Raw genomic sequence first — 15118 nt, forward strand, 5'->3', positions numbered from 1 at the left:
GCGCAAGCATCCCAGTGACAACGCCCGCCGGGCGGTTCCGTTCAGTGCTGCGCGGAAAAAGCCTGGCCGGCCTGCGCCGTGGCCACGGGCGCCATGCCGATCCGCCCCAGCCCCGGCAGTTTCACCGCCGGGCGGCGCAGATCGAGGCCGGCGACGGCGCCGAGGAGGTTCACCTCCACGCCCTCGACCCAGCCCAGGGTCAGCCCGGCATAGCCGCCGAGCGACAGGCGCAGGCCGGTGCCCGAGCCGGTGAGCCGCAGCCAGCGCCCGTCATGCGGAAAATCCTTGCCGATGGCGTTCGGTGGCAGGGCGGCCGGCAGCCCGGGCACGGCATCCAGCACCGCGGCGACGAAGGTGTTGGAGTTGGGGCCGGGCCAGACCCGGTAGTCGCCCTGGTTGGCCCAGGCGTAATCCGCGATGGCGGCCTGCATGGCCGGGATCATCCGCGCCGCCTCCGCCCCATCGGCGGCGAAGACCAGCTCCGGCATCCGGCCGAACCAGCGGCCATCGGCGGCGAAGCCGTTCACCCGGATCGGCGCGCCCCAGGCGGTGTAGTCGTAGCGGGTGTAGCTGTCCGCGCCCTCCGGCTTGATGACCAGCCAGGAATGCACGGCGAAGATGCCGCGCCAGCGCACCGTGGGGGCGGCGAAGACGCGCACCACGGCCGGGCGGTGCTGGCTTGCCGCCGGCAACAGCCCGGCGCTGCCGCGATCGGCGGTGCGCCAGGCGGTGCCGACGCCGTTGAACTGATACAGCAGCGCCGAGATCGCCAGCGGCAGCAGGAAGAACAGCGCGAAGAGCGCCAGGGACCAGCGGAGGATTTTCATGGTGGACCCACATCTTTGGTCGGACCGGCGCGCTCGCAACCCAACCACCCCGGATTGACAGCACGGCAGGGTGGCGGCCTGTTCACGGCCAGAAATTGGGGAAGCGGGCAGGATGGAACTGGGCCTGAAGGGCAGGACGGCGCTGGTCACCGGCGCCTCCATGGGCATCGGCCGCGCCATCGCGCGGGAACTGGCGGCGGAGGGCGTGGCCGTCGCCATGGTGGCGCGCGGCGCCGAAAGGCTGGCGGAAGCGGCCGCCGCCATTGCCGCGGAGACCGGCAGCCGCACCGTGCCGATCGCCGCCGACCTGGTGGACCCGGCGGCGCTGGAGGCAGCGGTGGCGCAGGCCGAATCGGCGCTCGGCGTTATCGACATCCTGGTGAACAATGCCGGCGCCACGCCGATGGGCCGCATCGCCGACAGCGACGACGCCACCTGGCGCAAATCCCTCGACCTGAAGCTGATGGGCTATATGCGCTGCGCCCGGCTGCTGGTGCTGCCGATGCGGGCGCGGCGCTGGGGGCGCGTGATCAACATCATCGGCCGATCCGGCCACCAGCCGCGCGCCACCTATATCGTGGGCTCCAGCGTCAATGCCTCCCTGCTCAGCTTCACCCATGCCCTGGCGCAGGATTGCGCGCCGGACAATGTGCTGGTGGTGGGGGTGAATCCTGGCCCGATCGCGACCCCGCGCTGGGACGCGCTGGTGGCGCAAGGCGCGGCCGGCAGCGGGCGGGACCCGGAGGCCGAGAACGCGGCGGCCATCGGCTCCGTCGCCATGGGGCGGCTGGGCACGGCGGAGGAGGTGTCGGGCCTCGTCGCCTTCCTCTGCTCCGACCGGGCCGGCTTCATCACCGGCACCAATATCGACATCGACGGCGGCGGCACCCGCTGCATCTGAAGGTTTTTCGAATGCCCCATTTCGAGGTCTCGGCCGGCGCGACGCTGGCCTATTCCGTGGATGACTTCACCGATGGCTGGACCACGCCGCCCACCGTGCTGCTGCTGCACGGGCTGGCGGAAAGCGGGGAGGCGTTTCGCGCCTTCGTCCCCGCCTTGGCACGCCAGGCCCGCGTGGTGCGGCTGGACCTGCGCGGCTATGGCGGATCGACGCCGATGCCGGCGGACCACCCCTGGCGCTTCGACCAGCTCGTCGCCGATGTGGTGGCGCTGATCGGCCATCTCGGCGCAGGGCGGGTGCTGCTGGCGGGCGGCAAGATCGGCGGCACCATCGCCATGGCCGTCGCCGCGCGGCATCCGGAACTGGTGGAGAAGCTGGCGGTGCTCGGCGGCCCCGCCTCCCTCACCAACATGGCCGGCCGCACCCCCGGCTGGCGGGCGCAGATCGCGGCGGAGGGCGTGCCCGCCTGGGTCGCTGCCTCCAACGAAGGCCGCATGGGCACGCGCATGTCGCCGGAGGCGCTGGCCTGGTGGACGGCCATGATGGGCCGCACCGCCGCCTCGACGCTGGAGGGTTTTCTGCAGATGGTGCCCTCCGTCGATGTGACGGCGGAGGTGGACCGCATCCAGGCGCCGACGCTGGTGGTGACGACGACCGGCAGCGGCCTGGGCTCCGTCGATGAGGTGAAGGCCTGGCAGGAGCGCATCGCCGGCTCCCGCCTCGTCGTGGTGGAGAATGACAGCTACCACGTCGCCGCCTCCGACCCCGAAGCGACGGCGGCGCTGGTGCGGGACTTCTTCTTCGGCTGAGATCAGTCGGAGTCGCCCAGCAGAACCTCCGCCACATCCTCCGAAAAGACGCGGCCGCGCCCCTCGATCACCACCATCCCGGGCGCGGCCGGATCGCGCCGGCCCTGTGGCAGGCCGTGGTCGCGCAGGGCCTGGGCGCAGCCGGGCCAGTCGCCGCCCGCCACGGGCTCGTTGACCGAGGCCCAGGAGAGGGTGCCGCGGACATCGTCGCCATGGCCATGCCGCTCGGTCCAATGCGCGCCATGCGCCAGAAGAAAGCGCGCCAGCGCCGCATCGCCGCGAAACACCGCGAGGTTGAGGGCGGAGGCGTTCCAGTCGCCGCCCGGCACCGCGATGGGCCAGCCCATCCCGACCATCAGCCGCACGGCCGCATCGGCGCCCTCCGCCGCCAGGTCGGGCAGCAGGCGGAGCTGCTGCGCGGATAGCGCGGCCGGCAGGTCCGGGCGCCGTGCGGCGATGGCGCGCGCGGCGGCTTCGTCGGCACTGGCGCAGGCGGCGAGGAAGGCCTCTTCCTCCGTCAGGCTCTCGGCCGCGCCCTGTTCGGCCAGCAGCGCGGCGACCTCCGCGAGGCCAAATTGCATGGCGAGGCGCCAGGCGCTGATGCCGGAAGGTGTGCGGTCCCGCGGATCGGCGCCGGCCGCCAGGAGCGCCGCGACATGGCGCGGCGACCGCCGCCGGCGGATCGCCCAGAGCAGCGGCGAGCCATAGTCGCTCAGCGGCGGGTTGCGCGCCGGCTCCCGCGCATTGCCGCCGGCGGCCAGCAACAGTTCCAGCGGCGTGGCATCGGCGAGGTCGAGGGCGCGGTAGATGGCATTGGTGCCTGGGATGCGCGCGCCATGCGCCAGCAGCAGCCGCGTGCAGTCCGGGTTTTCGAGCGCGTGATAGAGCGATTCGCCGTCATCCGGATCGGCGCCCGCCGCCAGCAGCAGCCGCGTCATTGCCGCGTCCCGCTGGGACCCGGCGGCGCCGTAGAGGGCGGAAAGTGGTTGCGCCGCATCCGGCACGGTAAGGGAGGCCGGGGGGAAGCGATTGCCGATGCGCTGGTTGGGATCGGCGCCGGCCGCCAGCAGCAGGCGGGCGCTGTCCCGTAGCCGCTCGTGAAAATCCGGCAGGCGCAGCAGGCTGGAATGGGTGACGGCGACCAGCGGTGGCAGGCGCAGCGGGCCGCCCGGGCGGTTCACCCAGGCGGGATCGGCCTCGGTCGCCCGGCGCAGCGCCGCGACATCGCCGATGGCGCAGGCGAGCCAGGGGTCTCCTGCCGCCAGATCGGGGGTCTCGGCCAGCATCCGGGCGGCGACGGCGGGGCGGGCGGGGTTGGTGCTGCCGGTGACGTCGCCGGCATAGACCCGTTCCAGCCAGAGCCGCTGTCGGGCGCCGCCATCGCCCTGCGCTTCGGCATGGCTTTTCAGCTCCGCCCAACTGGCGAAGCCGTGGTCGCGGGCGAGGCAGGATTGCGCGTCATGCAGGCGAAGCGCGGCGAGGGCCTCGGGCGACAGGCCGGCGGCGGCGGGCAAGGCGCGCCGGAAGCGGGCGATGGCCTCGGCCTCGCCGTCGCGCAGGGCGCGCAGCAGCGCCTTCGCCTGTTTGCGCAAATGGTCGAGATTCACCCGGTCGGGCAGGATGGGCATGCGAAACCTCCGTGCACAGGATCGCCGAAGGCCCGCAATGCCGGCGGCACAAAGGTCTGGCGCGAGGTCAGCGCTGCAAGTGGGTTGAACCCTGCCCGCGGGCCCGGATGCGGCTTGCTCCGCGTGGCGACGCTACCGGCGACGGTGGCGGAGGGTCAAGATGCGCGGCCAGAGCAGCAATGCCGCCAGCGGCAGCAACGCGACCGCCCCATCCACCGCCGCGCCGCGCGCCAGCACCGGCAGGGCGGCGAGGGCGGCCAAGGCGGCGGCGAAGGGCAGGCTGGCCAGCCGCGTGCCCGGCGGGGCGGCCGCCGCGCCCAGGCTGGCGCCCCAAAGCCCGAGGGCCAGCAGCGCCGCCGGCCCCGGCGGCCCGGCCAGCGCCAGTCCGGCCCAGAGCAGCCCCGCCGCCAGCACCGCCGCCCCGCGCGTCGCCCGCAGCGCCGGCAGGGCATAGAGCGCGACCGCTACCACGACCGGAGCGGCCTGTGCCAGGTCGGCCAGGTTGCGCGGCGCGCCGGCCATCCACCAGCCGGTGCCCAGCACCCCGAGGCCCGGCAGCAGCCAGGCCGGCGCCAGTCGCCAGACCATGCCGAGCCCGACCAGCACAAGCATGGCCAGCGCCAGCAGTGGCAGCCTTTCGGGCAATTGCCGGGGGGAGGCGGGCAGGGCGCCGAACAGCCACCACCAGCCCGCCAGTACCCCCGCGCCAAGTGCGAGCATCGCTGCCCCACGCCAACGCCGCCCGGCCAGCGCCAGCGCGCCTGCCACCAGCAGGGCGAGCAGCCCTGGCATCGCTTGCGCCATCATGCCGCGTCACCTGTTGTTCCGTGACGCTCCGCGTCACCTTCCGAAACTTGCGGCGGCGCGACCGGCCGGCCTAATCGCCATCGTTGCCAAGCCGAGGACCCGCCATGGCCCGCGAGACCACGCCCCTGCCCGGAACGCGTCGCCTGAAGGTCTGGGACCCGTGGATCCGGCTGGTGCACTGGGCCATCGTCCTGCTGATTCCGCTTTCCTGGTGGTCGGCGGAGACGCATCGCTTCGACCTGCACGTGCTGTCCGGCTACACGATCCTGACGCTGCTGATCTTCCGCATCGCCTGGGGCTTTGTCGGCAGCCAGACCGCACGCTTCCGCAACTTCCTGGCCTCCCCCCTGGAGGCGATCCGCCATCTCGGCCATTTCCGCCGGCGGCAGGCGGCGGTGGAAATCGGCCATAATGCGGCCGGTGGCTGGATGGTGCTGGTGCTGCTGGGGCTGCTGCTGGCCCAGGCGGTCAGCGGGCTGTTCGCCGATGATGAGATCTTCACCCGCGGCCCGCTGGCCCGCGCGGTGGACCCGGCGACCAGCGCGCTGGCGACCTCCATCCATCTGCGGGTGTTCTGGGGAATCGTCGCGGCGGCGGTGCTGCATATCCTGGCGATCCTGCTGTATCGCCTGGTGCGCAAGCAGAATCTGGTGGGGCCGATGATCACCGGCGCGCTGCGCCTGCCCGTGGTCTATCGCGGCCCGCAGCCGCGCATGGGCAGCAACTGGCTGGCCCTGGCGCTGCTGGCGGCGGCGGCGGGCGCGGTCTGGGCGCTGGTGAGCTGGGGCTCGGCCCAGGGCAGCGCCAGCGCGTTCGGGTGAGGTATCCGTCTCAACCGAGTCGATGTCTGCACCACCTGCGGCCGGCTTCTTCCGCCGGCCGAGGCCGCGAATGCGGCCCGCCGCCTATGCGGCGAGCCAAGCGGCCGGAGGCCGCGCCCGGCGCCTGAGGGGCGCGAGGTTTACCTCGCGCGGAACTGCTGATGGCAGGCGCCGCAGGTGCCGCCGGTGCTGCGCAGCAGGTCGGCGGGGATGGTGCCGGATTCGGCCGCCGTCTTCAGCGCGGCGAAGGCGGTCACCATGTTGGTGGCGCGGGTCTGGAAGCCGGCGCGGTCGGCCTCGATGGCCGCCAAAGCGCGGGTCTGGCCCGGCTGGGTGCCCTGGGGCTGTGGCGGGGTCAGGCTGGCGGTCGGCACCAGGGTCGGCAGGGTCGCGATGAAGGCCGACATCGCCTCGATCCGCGGCACCAGCGCCCGCGTGTCGCCGCGCGACTGCACGGCCTGCGCCACAGCCTCCATGCCCTGGCCGAGGCCGCGCAGACCCGCGCGGCGTTCCGCCACCACATCCTGGGACATGGCGGCACCGGTGATGCCCAGCGAAACCAGGGCAACGGCTGCCGTCAACCAAACGCGCATGCGTGACATCCTTTCGGTTCTCGAAGGATGAGACTGCCAGCACTGGCCCGGCGCCACAACGCATCGCTGTGTGACCATGCCGCCTGTTGCACTTCGCAACCAATGCCGGTCGTGGCGGGGCGCGGGACTTGCGCGCCCCGCGCGGCGGCGCGAGGCTGATCGCAACAAGATCTGGGAGGATCGTGAATGACGATGCGACGCAGCCTTCTCGGCCTGGCGATGGCCGCCGGCCTGACCACCGCACTGGCCCCGCCGGCCCTGGCCTTTCCCGACAGGACCATCAACCTCGTGGTCGGCTACGCGCCCGGTGGGTCCACCGACATCACCTCCCGCCTCCTGGCGGACCGCATGGGGGCGGCGCTGGGCGCCAGCGGACGCGTGGTGGTGGAAAACCGGCCCGGCGCCTCCGGCATGATCGCCAGCGACTGGCTGCGGCGGCAGGCGACGGATGGGCATGTGCTGATGCTGGTGGAGGCGTCGTCCCACGCCTTGGCGCCGAATGCCGTGGTCGGCGGCACGCGCTACGACCCGGTCGCGGACTTCACCCATGTCGCCGTGGTTGGCACGGCCCCGATGATCGTGGTGGCACAGCCGAACCTGCCGGTGCGCAACCCGGCGGAGATGGTGGCGCGGATGCGAGAGGGGCAGGCGGAACAGATGCCCTTCGCCTCCTCCGGCGTCGCCTCCATGCCGCATCTGTCGGGGGAGATGCTGACCCATGTCATCGGCCTGGGTGGTCGCTTCCCGCATATCTCCTACCGTTCCGGCGGGCAGATGGTGGAGAGCATCGCCAAGGCGGAGACCCAATGGGGCGTCGCGGTGCTGGCCTCCGCCGCCGGCCAGGTGCGGGACGGGCGGGTGCGCGGCATCGCGGTGACGGGGATGGAGCGCTTTCCCTCCTTCCCCGACATCCCCACCCTGAACGAGACGGCGCTGCCCGGCTTCGACCTGGAGAACTGGTTCGCCGTGATCGGCCCGAAGGGCATGCCGGAGGCGGTGACCGCGCAGATCAACCGCGCGATCCGGGAGGCGATCGCCCAGCCGCAATTGCGCGACCGCCTGCTGACCGCGGGCGTCGCGCCCTGGACCCGGCCGAACAGCCCGGCCGATGCCGCCGCCTTCTTCCAGGCGGAACTCGCAAAATTCCGCCAGGTGGTGGAACGCACCGGCGTGCGGCTGGAGCCCTGAGCATGGACGCCGCCGCCGATATCATCGTCATTGGCGGCGGCTCCGCCGGCTGCGTCGTTGCCGCCAGGATGTCGGAGGATCCGTCCTGCCGCGTGCTGTTGCTGGAGGCGGGGCCGCCGGATCGCGACCCCTGGATCCGGCTGCCCATGGGCTATGCCAAGCTGTACGGCACCGGCCGCTACGATCCGCGCTTCATGACGGAGCCGGAGGCGGCGCTGGCGGGCCGCGCCATCCACTGGCCGCGCGGGCGGGTGCTGGGCGGGTCGGGCTCGGTGAACGGGCTGGTCTTCCTGCGCGGCAGCCCGAACGACTATGACCGCTGGGCGCAATCCGGCGCGCGCGGCTGGTCGCATGAGGAGGTGGCGCCCTTCTTCCGCAAGCTGGAAAGCTGGGAGGGGCCGCCTTCGGAGGCGCGCGGCAAGGATGGGCCGATCCGGGTCAGTGAGCCGAAGCGGCTGGCGCCGGCGGCGCGGGCCTTCGTGGAGGCCTGTGTCGCCGCCGGGCTGCCGCGCTTCACCGATGTGAATGGCGGTGGGCCGATCGAGGGCGCCGGGCCGATCCAGCTCAATGTCGGCAACGGCTTTCGATCCTCCTCCGCCCGCACCTATCTGCATCCGGCCATGCGGCGGCCGAACCTGCGGGTGGAGACCGGAATCACCGTGCAGCGAATCCTGTTCGAGGATGGCCGCGCGGTGGGGGTGCAGACGGGGCAGGGGGTGTTTGGCGCCGCCCGGGAAATCGTGCTGAGCGCGGGGGCGATCGAATCACCGAAGCTGCTGATGCTGTCGGGCATCGGCGATGCGGCGGCGTTGCGGGACTTCGGCATCGAGAGCGTGGCGCACAGCCCCGATGTCGGCCGCAACCTCCAGGACCATCTGATCTCCAAGTTCATCTTTCGCACGAAACCCTGCGGCACGCTGAACGAGATCCTGGGCAGCAATTTCCGAAAAGGCGCCATGGGGCTCGACTGGCTGTTGCGGCGTGCCGGGCCGCTGGCCATCGGCGCCGGGGAGGCGACGGCCTTCGCCCGCATCACCCCGGGCGCGGAGGAGGCGGAGGCGCAGATTCTCTTCGTCAACTTTTCGACGTTCGACTACAGCCAGGGGCTGCACCCCTTCCCCGGCGTGATGTGGAATTACGGGCCTTGCCGGCCGGACAGCCGTGGCTGGCTGACGCTGGCCACGCCCGATCCGGCGGACCGGCCGGTGATCCGGCCGAACTACCTGGATCATCCGAACGATCTGCGGGTGATGCTCGGCGCCGCCCGCCTGTCGCAGCGCATCGCCGCCAGCGCGCCCTTTGCCGGGCTGATCGAGGAAGAACTGCGCCCCGGCCCGCAGGGCACCAGCGATGCGGCGCTCGAGGAGAACATCCGGGCGACGGCCGGCACGGTGTTCCACCCCTGCGGCACGGCGCGGATGGGCACGGACAGCCGGGCGGTGCTGGACCCGGAATTGCGGGTGCGCGGCGTCACCGGGCTGCGGGTGGCGGATGCCAGCGTCTTCCCGCTGATCCCCTCCCCGAATATCCAGCCGGCGGCCTTGATGGTAGGCGAGCGTTGCGCCGACTTCCTACGACGCGCCGCATGACGATCCGGGAGACAAGACCAGAATGACAGACCGCAAAACCGCCCTCATCACCGGCGCGGGCCGCAACATCGGCCGCGCCGTGGCGCTGGCCTTGGCCGGGGATGGCTTCAACGTCGTCATCAACGGCTCCTCCAACCAGGCGGCGGCCGAGGCTGTGGCGGCGGAGGCGCGGGCCCTGGGCGTTCAGGCACTGGTGGCCATGGGCGATGTCGGCGACCCCGCCGCCTGCGGCCGCATCGCTGCCGCCGCCTTGTCCGAATTCGGGGCGGTGGACGTGCTGGTGAACAACGCCGCGCTGCGCCCCGCCAAGGCCTTCCTGGAAACCACCGCCGAGGATTGGCGCCGGGTGATGTCGGTGGATCTGGAGGCCGCGATCTGGCTGTCCCAGGCCTGCCTGCCGGGCATGCTGGACCGCGGCTGGGGCCGCATCGTCAACTTCACCGGGATGAATGCCATCCACGGCTATGCCGGCCGCGCGCCGGTTTCCGTCTCCAAGCACGGGCTCTGGGGCCTGACCAAGTCGCTGGGCAAGGAGTTCGGGCCGAAGGGCATCACCGTCAACGCCATCTCCCCGGGGCCGATCGCCTCCGACGACGAGGATACCAACCCGTCGGAATACCGCCAGAAGATGGTGTCTCGCGTGCCGGTGGGGCGCATGGGCCAGCCGCGGGAAGTGGCGGCGATGGTGCGGCTGCTGGTCTCGGCGGATGGCGGGTTCATCAATGGACAGATGCTGCAGGTGAATGGCGGCACGGAGACGTAGAAATAGCGCCAGTGGCGTATTTTCCTTGCCCTGACCCGCCAATGGCGTATATCTGATCCGCGTGCAATTCCTCCGCACCCGCCGCTTCATGAAGGATGTGAAGAGGCTGGCCATGACGGAGGTCGAGCTTGAAGCGCTGGAAGCCACGATTGCCACCCGGCCGACGGCTGGTGACGTGGTACCGGGCCTGAAAGGCCTGCGTAAGTTGCGCTTTGGCTTCGGTGGGCGCGGCAAGCGGGGTGGAGGGCGTTGCATCTACGCCCTGTTGCTGGAGGGCGGGCTGGTCGCCCTTCTGCGCGCCTACGCCAAGAACGAGGCGGATGACCTGACACCGGACGAGCGTCGCCAAGTCATCGCCTTGCTGAAGGAGATCGAGGATGGCGGATGATCGTGAGGGTTTTGGCGCCGGCCTGGTCGAGGCGCTTCAGGAGGTGCGGGACTGGCAACAGGGCCGCGGTGCCCTGCATGTGGTCAATCGCAACCCGATGCCGCCGGAGCGGATACGCACCATCCGCAAACGCCTGGCAAAGACCGCACGCGCCTTTGAGGAAAAATTCGGCATCCCCGCCGCCACGCTGAACAACTGGGAACAGGGTCGCCGCGCGCCGGACCCTGCGGCGCGCCTGCTGTTGGAAGTGATGGAGCGTGAGCCGGAGGCGGTGGAACGGGCCGTCGCCGCCACCACCCCGCGCTGATCTCACACCGCCACGAATTCCCCCGCCCGCATCAGCGGCTCCACCGCCCCGTCCTTCGTCACGCCGTCCACATCCAACTCCCCGCTGCCGATCATCCAGTCGATGTGGATCAGCGAGGCATTGGCGCCGCGTGCCGCCAGCCGGTCCATCGGCACGCCCACCGAATCCCGCAGGCAGGTCGTATAGGCCTGGCCGAGGGCGATGTGGCTGGCGGCGTTCTCGTCGAACAGCGTGTTGCGGAACAGCAGCCCGCTCGCGCTGATCGGCGAGGAATGCGGCACCAGCGCCACCTCCCCCAGCCGCGCCGCCCCCTCATCCGTCTCCAGTACCTTTTTCAGCACTTCCTCGCCCCTGGAGGCATGCGCCTCGACGATCCGGCCTTCCGCAAAACGCACCACGATGTCCTCGATCAGCGTGCCGGCATAGGCGAGCGGCTTGGTGGAGCGGACGGTGCCGTGGACGCGCAGGCGGTGCGGGGTGGTGAATACCTCCTCGGTCGGGATGTTGGGGTTGCAGGTGATGCCGTTCTTCGCCGGCTCCGCCCCGCCCGCCCAGAGATGGCCGTCCGCCAGGCCGAGGGTCAGGTCGGTGCCCGGCCCGCGATAGCGCAATTCAAGAAAGTCCTTGTCGTTGAGATACTTCGTGCGCGCGTGCAGCCGCGCATTATGCGCCGCCCATTCGGCCACGGGATCGGCCACATCGACGCGGCAGGCGGCAAAGATGGCGTCCCACAGCTTCGCCACGGCCTCCTCCTCCGGCAGGCCCGGAAACACCTCCTTCGCCCAGCCGGGGGTGGAGGCGGGAACGAGGTTCCAGTTGATGGCGAAGCTGGTGATGAGCTCCAGCGCCGGGCGATAGGCGATGGAGCGCGCGCGGTTCGACCGTGCCACCTTCTCCGGGTCCTGGCCGGCCAGCAGGGTCGGGCTTTCGCCCACCACGGCCAGCCGCGCCGCATTGCCGCGAAACGCCTGGGCCATACCCTCGAACAGCCAGCCGGGGGCGACATCGAAGGCGTCCGGCGCGGCGTGGCGGTAGCGGGCGAGCGCCACCTCGTCATCGCCGATCAGCGGCGTCACCAGCGTGGCGCCGGCCTGGTAGGCGTGGACGGCGATGCGGCGGACCAGCGGCAGTGCCTCCACCGGGCTGGTCATCACCAGCTCCTGCCCCGGCTGGAGGTTCAGCCCGACGCGCACGGCGAGCGCCGCCAGTCTGTCGAGCCGCGTGGCGAAATCGGTCATGTCAGCTTTATCCTAGCTACGTGTCGTCGTGGGCGCGGGCGTGCGGGTCAACCGGCGGATAGCGGCGACCACGGGCGGCTGGTCCCATTCGGCCTCCCCCATCAGCCGTGCCACTTCCAGCCCGCGCCGGTCGATCAGGAGGGTGGTGGGCAGCACCCGCACGCCCAGCGCCCGGCCGGTCGCGCCGCGTGGGTCGAGCCAGATGGCCATATGGCGCAGATTGGTGCGCCGGTAGAAGGGCTCCACCTGGGCGCGTCCGCCGCGGTCGTTGGACAGGGCCAGCACCTCCACCCCCTCCGTTGCCAGTTGTGCATGCAGCCGGTCGAGCGCCGGCATCTCCGCCACGCAGGGGGGGCACCAGGTGGCCCAGAAATTCACCACCAGGGCCTTGCCGCGGAAGGCATCGAAGCCGGTCTGGCGGCCCTCCGCATCGGTGAAGGACAGGCCCTCGGGCAGGGGTTGGGGCTCGGGATGCTCGGTCAGGCGCTGCAGGCCGTTGGCCGTGGCTTGGCGTCCCCCCGCCGTGGCGAGTAGGGTCGCGCCCGCGGCAAGCTGCAGGAACCCGCGGCGGCCGCCATATATCCTCTGCACTACGAAAGACCTCCTCCGTGACCGAACAGCGTGCGAGCCATGACCTCTGGGGCGGGCGTTATGCCGAAGGCCCCTCCGCCATCATGCGGGAGATCAATGCCAGCATCGGCTTCGACCGCAAGATGTGGCGGCAGGATATCACCGGCAGCCTCGCCCATGCGGCGATGCTGAAGCATGTGGGGATCATCAGCGCGGAGGACGAGGCTGCCATCCGCCAGGGCCTCGCGGATATCGCCGAGGAGATCGAATCCGAAAAATTTGTCTTCAGCGATGCGCTGGAAGACATCCACATGAACATCGAGGCTCGGCTGACGGAGCGGATCGGGGAGGCCGGCAAGCGCCTGCACACCGCGCGCAGCCGCAACGACCAGGTGGCGCTGGATGTGCGGCTCTGGACGCGGGATGCGATCGATGGGCTGGACCGGCAGATTGCCGATGTGATGCGGGCGCTGGTGGCGCGCGCGGCGGAACATGCCGGCACGGTCATGCCCGGCTTCACCCACCTGCAGCCCGCCCAGCCCACCACCTTCGGCCACCATTTGCTGGCCTATGTCGAGATGCTGTCCCGCGACCGCGGCCGGCTGGCCGATTGCCGCAAGCGGCTGAACGAAAGCCCCCTGGGCTCCGCCGCGCTCTGCGGCACCGGCTTCCCGATCGACCGGCACATGACGGCCGCCGCGCTGGGCTTCGATCAGCCGATGCGCAACAGCCTGGATGCCGTGGCCTCCCGCGACTTCGCCGCCGAGTTCCTGTTCGCCTGCGCCATGTGCGTGACGCACCTGTCCCGCCTGGCGGAGGAGGTGGTGATCTGGACCAACCCGTACTTCGGCTTCGTGAAGCTGTCCGACGCCTTCACCACCGGCAGCTCCATCATGCCCCAAAAACGCAACCCGGATGCGGCGGAGCTGGTGCGCGGCAAGACCGGCCGTGTGTTCGGCGCGCTGGTGGGCATGCTGACCGTGCTGAAGGGCCTGGCGCTGACCTATGGCAAGGACATGCAGGAGGACAAGGAAGGCATTTTTGATGCCGCCGAGACTCTCGCGCTGTGCCTCGCGGCCACCGGCGGCATGGTGCGCGACATGCAGCCGCAGCCGGAGCGGCTGAAGGTCGCCGCCGGCGCTGGCTTCTCCACCGCGACGGACCTGGCGGACTGGCTGGTGCGGGAGCTGAAATTCCCCTTCCGCGACGCGCACCACGTCACCGGCAAGCTGGTGGCGATGGCGGAGGCGGCGGGCGTGGACCTGGCCGGGCTGAGCCTCGCCCAGATGCAGCAGGTGGAACCGCGGATCAGCCAGGGCGTCTTCAATGTGCTGACGGTGGACGCCTCCGTCCGGTCGCGCACCTCCTTCGGCGGCACGGCGCCCGAAAACGTCGCGCGGATGGCGGCCGAATGGCAGGAGAAGCTCGCATGAAGCTGTTCATCGCCCTGCTGCTGGTGGCCGGCACGCTGGCCGCCTGTGGTCGCTCGGGCGGCATCCGCGCCCCCGGCCCGGCGGAGAACATCACCTATCCGCGGAGCTACCCTAGCCGCTGAGGGCCTGATCGTAGCGGGTCTGGGCGGCCTGGACCTCCGCGATGTGGCGTTCGGCCCAATCGCGCAGCAGGTCCAGCCGCTCCGCCAGCGTCGCGCCGAGCGGGGTGATGGCGTATTCCACCGTGACCGGCACGGTGGGGAAGGCGGTACGGCGCACCAGCCCGTCCCGCTCCAGCCCCTTCAGGGTCTGGGACAGCATCTTCTGCGACAGGCCCTGCACCCGCCGACGCAGCGCGTTGAAGCGCATCGGCGCTTCCGCCAGCAGCCCCAGCAGCAGCACGGCCCATTTGTCGGCGATCCGATCCAGCACCACGCGGGTCGGGCAATTCACCGCATAGGTATCGGGCGTCATCGTCATCATGTCCGTCAGGGGCATCTCGATCGTGGGCATGGCCGGTTTCCCCGAGGCAACCAGGTGAGTGAAAAGTGCCTTCTTTTCACTTGGTAGGAGAATTGGCATCTGGTCTCCAACAGAAACCACTCTGGAGACCAGACCATGAAGATCGCCCTCATCGGTGCCACCGGCCAGGCCGGCTCCGAAATCCTCAAGGAACTCGTGGCGCGCGGCCATGCCGTCACCGCCATCGTCCGCAACCCGGACCGCGTGCCGGCGCTGCCGCATGTCACCGCCCGCCAGGGCGATGCCGGCGACGTGGCGGGCCTGGCCGCCCTGCTGGCCGGGCATGATGCGGTTATCAGCGCCGTGCTGTTCACCACCAGCGACCCATCGAAGCTGATCGAGGCCGTGCGCCGCTCCGGCGTGCCACGCTACCTGGTGGTGGGGGGTGCCGGCAGCCTGGAAGTGGCGCCGGGCCTGCGGCTGCTCGATGCCCCCGGCTTCCCGGAGGAATATCGCCCGGAGGCCACTGGCGGCGCCGCCTTCCTCGACCTGCTGCGCGGCGAGACGGTGCTGGATTGGAGCTTCCTCTCCCCCTCCCTGATGTTCATCCCCGGCCCGCGCACCGGCAGCTTCCGCCTCGGCGGCGACCAGTTGCTGAGCACGCCGGAAGGCAGCAGCATCAGCTTCGCGGACTACGCCATTGCGATGGTGGATGAGGTGGAGCGCCCGGCCCATTCGCGCCAGCGCTTTACCGTCGGCTACTGAGCGCCAGCAAAAGCTTGGCGAGTGCGGCC

18 protein-coding genes are annotated in these 15118 nt (G+C 71.0%); 11 read left to right on the forward strand and 7 right to left on the reverse strand.

What is annotated here, in order from left to right; all coding sequences use genetic code 11:
* Positions 1 to 41 precede the first annotated feature (41 nt).
* A complete protein-coding gene (locus tag JJQ90_RS07150; protein WP_216873912.1) occupies positions 42 to 827 on the reverse strand; it encodes a DUF3750 domain-containing protein in 786 nt (261 codons plus the stop codon).
* 112 nt (positions 828 to 939) lie between these two features.
* Here JJQ90_RS07150 and JJQ90_RS07155 point away from each other — a divergent pair, with 112 nt between their 5' ends.
* The gene (locus JJQ90_RS07155; protein WP_216873914.1) at positions 940 to 1728 is read left to right on the forward strand and encodes an SDR family NAD(P)-dependent oxidoreductase; all 789 of its coding nucleotides are present in this window, start codon (positions 940 to 942) and stop codon (positions 1726 to 1728) included.
* A gap of 11 nt (positions 1729 to 1739) precedes the next feature.
* Positions 1740 to 2537 carry an alpha/beta fold hydrolase gene (locus JJQ90_RS07160; RefSeq protein ID WP_216873916.1) on the forward strand — a complete coding sequence of 266 codons (798 nt, stop codon included), beginning with the start codon at positions 1740 to 1742 and terminating at the stop codon, positions 2535 to 2537.
* A gap of 2 nt (positions 2538 to 2539) precedes the next feature.
* Here JJQ90_RS07160 and JJQ90_RS07165 read toward each other — a convergent pair whose 3' ends face one another.
* Together JJQ90_RS07165 and JJQ90_RS07170 are read right to left on the reverse strand one after the other, a co-directional pair.
* On the reverse strand, positions 2540 to 4165 hold the full coding sequence (locus tag JJQ90_RS07165) for an ankyrin repeat domain-containing protein (protein WP_216873918.1): 1626 nt from the start codon (positions 4163 to 4165) through the stop codon (positions 2540 to 2542).
* Between the two features lie 132 nt (positions 4166 to 4297).
* Positions 4298 to 4972, reverse strand: a complete 675-nt coding sequence (locus JJQ90_RS07170; protein WP_216873920.1) for a hypothetical protein — start codon at positions 4970 to 4972, stop codon at positions 4298 to 4300.
* Positions 4973 to 5076: 104 nt separating this feature from the next.
* Here JJQ90_RS07170 and JJQ90_RS07175 point away from each other — a divergent pair, with 104 nt between their 5' ends.
* On the forward strand, positions 5077 to 5793 hold the full coding sequence (locus JJQ90_RS07175; protein ID WP_216873922.1) for a cytochrome b/b6 domain-containing protein: 717 nt from the start codon (positions 5077 to 5079) through the stop codon (positions 5791 to 5793).
* Positions 5794 to 5933: 140 nt separating this feature from the next.
* On the opposite strand, the gene JJQ90_RS07180 is transcribed toward JJQ90_RS07175, so the two are convergent.
* A complete protein-coding gene (locus tag JJQ90_RS07180; protein ID WP_216873924.1) occupies positions 5934 to 6386 on the reverse strand; it encodes a cytochrome c in 453 nt (150 codons plus the stop codon).
* A 192-nt stretch (positions 6387 to 6578) separates the two neighbouring features.
* Between JJQ90_RS07180 and JJQ90_RS07185 the strand changes: the two genes are divergently transcribed.
* The 5 genes from JJQ90_RS07185 (at position 6579) to JJQ90_RS07205 (ending at position 10621) form a co-directional block, all read left to right on the forward strand.
* Positions 6579 to 7574 carry a Bug family tripartite tricarboxylate transporter substrate binding protein gene (locus tag JJQ90_RS07185; RefSeq protein ID WP_216873926.1) on the forward strand — a complete coding sequence of 332 codons (996 nt, stop codon included), beginning with the start codon at positions 6579 to 6581 and terminating at the stop codon, positions 7572 to 7574.
* Positions 7575 to 7576: 2 nt separating this feature from the next.
* Positions 7577 to 9163, forward strand: a complete 1587-nt coding sequence (locus tag JJQ90_RS07190; RefSeq protein ID WP_216873928.1) for a GMC family oxidoreductase — start codon at positions 7577 to 7579, stop codon at positions 9161 to 9163.
* 22 nt (positions 9164 to 9185) lie between these two features.
* A complete protein-coding gene (locus JJQ90_RS07195; protein ID WP_216873930.1) occupies positions 9186 to 9926 on the forward strand; it encodes an SDR family NAD(P)-dependent oxidoreductase in 741 nt (246 codons plus the stop codon).
* 112 nt (positions 9927 to 10038) lie between these two features.
* Complete coding sequence (locus tag JJQ90_RS07200) at positions 10039 to 10314, forward strand: hypothetical protein (protein ID WP_216873932.1); 276 nt, start codon at positions 10039 to 10041, stop codon at positions 10312 to 10314.
* Entirely contained in the window at positions 10304 to 10621 is a 318-nt protein-coding gene (locus tag JJQ90_RS07205; protein ID WP_216873934.1) for a helix-turn-helix domain-containing protein, read from the forward strand. The genes JJQ90_RS07200 and JJQ90_RS07205 overlap by 11 nt, the downstream gene beginning before the upstream one ends.
* A gap of 2 nt (positions 10622 to 10623) precedes the next feature.
* Here JJQ90_RS07205 and JJQ90_RS07210 read toward each other — a convergent pair whose 3' ends face one another.
* Together JJQ90_RS07210 and JJQ90_RS07215 are read right to left on the reverse strand one after the other, a co-directional pair.
* Entirely contained in the window at positions 10624 to 11859 is a 1236-nt protein-coding gene (locus JJQ90_RS07210; protein ID WP_216873936.1) for an aminopeptidase, read from the reverse strand.
* 12 nt (positions 11860 to 11871) lie between these two features.
* Positions 11872 to 12450 (reverse strand): TlpA disulfide reductase family protein, encoded by a 579-nt coding sequence (locus tag JJQ90_RS07215; RefSeq protein WP_329959398.1) that lies wholly within the window; start codon positions 12448 to 12450, stop codon positions 11872 to 11874.
* Positions 12451 to 12467: 17 nt separating this feature from the next.
* Between JJQ90_RS07215 and argH the strand changes: the two genes are divergently transcribed.
* Together argH and JJQ90_RS27260 are read left to right on the forward strand one after the other, a co-directional pair.
* Positions 12468 to 13862 (forward strand): argininosuccinate lyase, encoded by a 1395-nt coding sequence (argH, locus tag JJQ90_RS07220; protein ID WP_409349069.1) that lies wholly within the window; start codon positions 12468 to 12470, stop codon positions 13860 to 13862.
* Positions 13859 to 13984 (forward strand): hypothetical protein, encoded by a 126-nt coding sequence (locus JJQ90_RS27260; protein WP_268958605.1) that lies wholly within the window; start codon positions 13859 to 13861, stop codon positions 13982 to 13984. The genes argH and JJQ90_RS27260 overlap by 4 nt, the downstream gene beginning before the upstream one ends.
* Here the strand turns inward: JJQ90_RS27260 and JJQ90_RS07225 are convergent.
* Complete coding sequence (locus JJQ90_RS07225; protein ID WP_377098122.1) at positions 13974 to 14375, reverse strand: winged helix-turn-helix transcriptional regulator; 402 nt, start codon at positions 14373 to 14375, stop codon at positions 13974 to 13976. The genes JJQ90_RS27260 and JJQ90_RS07225 overlap by 11 nt on opposite strands.
* A gap of 105 nt (positions 14376 to 14480) precedes the next feature.
* Between JJQ90_RS07225 and JJQ90_RS07230 the strand changes: the two genes are divergently transcribed.
* Complete coding sequence (locus tag JJQ90_RS07230; protein WP_216873938.1) at positions 14481 to 15089, forward strand: NAD(P)-dependent oxidoreductase; 609 nt, start codon at positions 14481 to 14483, stop codon at positions 15087 to 15089.
* Positions 15090 to 15118 lie beyond the last annotated feature (29 nt).

This window comes from Falsiroseomonas oleicola (assembly GCF_019029495.1).
GTDB classification, from domain to species: Bacteria; Pseudomonadota; Alphaproteobacteria; order Acetobacterales; family Acetobacteraceae; genus Falsiroseomonas; species Falsiroseomonas oleicola.

Coding starts and splice junctions, on each gene's coding strand:
- JJQ90_RS07150 (WP_216873912.1), bottom strand. CDS start 827: ATGAAAATCCTCCGCTGGTCCCTGGCGCTCTTCGCGCTGTTCTTCCTG.
- JJQ90_RS07155 (WP_216873914.1), top strand. CDS start 940: ATGGAACTGGGCCTGAAGGGCAGGACGGCGCTGGTCACCGGCGCCTCC.
- JJQ90_RS07160 (WP_216873916.1), top strand. CDS start 1,740: ATGCCCCATTTCGAGGTCTCGGCCGGCGCGACGCTGGCCTATTCCGTG.
- JJQ90_RS07165 (WP_216873918.1), bottom strand. CDS start 4,165: ATGCCCATCCTGCCCGACCGGGTGAATCTCGACCATTTGCGCAAACAG.
- JJQ90_RS07170 (WP_216873920.1), bottom strand. CDS start 4,972: ATGATGGCGCAAGCGATGCCAGGGCTGCTCGCCCTGCTGGTGGCAGGC.
- JJQ90_RS07175 (WP_216873922.1), top strand. CDS start 5,077: ATGGCCCGCGAGACCACGCCCCTGCCCGGAACGCGTCGCCTGAAGGTC.
- JJQ90_RS07180 (WP_216873924.1), bottom strand. CDS start 6,386: ATGCGCGTTTGGTTGACGGCAGCCGTTGCCCTGGTTTCGCTGGGCATC.
- JJQ90_RS07185 (WP_216873926.1), top strand. CDS start 6,579: ATGCGACGCAGCCTTCTCGGCCTGGCGATGGCCGCCGGCCTGACCACC.
- JJQ90_RS07190 (WP_216873928.1), top strand. CDS start 7,577: ATGGACGCCGCCGCCGATATCATCGTCATTGGCGGCGGCTCCGCCGGC.
- JJQ90_RS07195 (WP_216873930.1), top strand. CDS start 9,186: ATGACAGACCGCAAAACCGCCCTCATCACCGGCGCGGGCCGCAACATC.
- JJQ90_RS07200 (WP_216873932.1), top strand. CDS start 10,039: ATGACGGAGGTCGAGCTTGAAGCGCTGGAAGCCACGATTGCCACCCGG.
- JJQ90_RS07205 (WP_216873934.1), top strand. CDS start 10,304: ATGGCGGATGATCGTGAGGGTTTTGGCGCCGGCCTGGTCGAGGCGCTT.
- JJQ90_RS07210 (WP_216873936.1), bottom strand. CDS start 11,859: ATGACCGATTTCGCCACGCGGCTCGACAGACTGGCGGCGCTCGCCGTG.
- JJQ90_RS27260 (WP_268958605.1), top strand. CDS start 13,859: ATGAAGCTGTTCATCGCCCTGCTGCTGGTGGCCGGCACGCTGGCCGCC.
- JJQ90_RS07225 (WP_377098122.1), bottom strand. CDS start 14,375: ATGCCCACGATCGAGATGCCCCTGACGGACATGATGACGATGACGCCC.
- JJQ90_RS07230 (WP_216873938.1), top strand. CDS start 14,481: ATGAAGATCGCCCTCATCGGTGCCACCGGCCAGGCCGGCTCCGAAATC.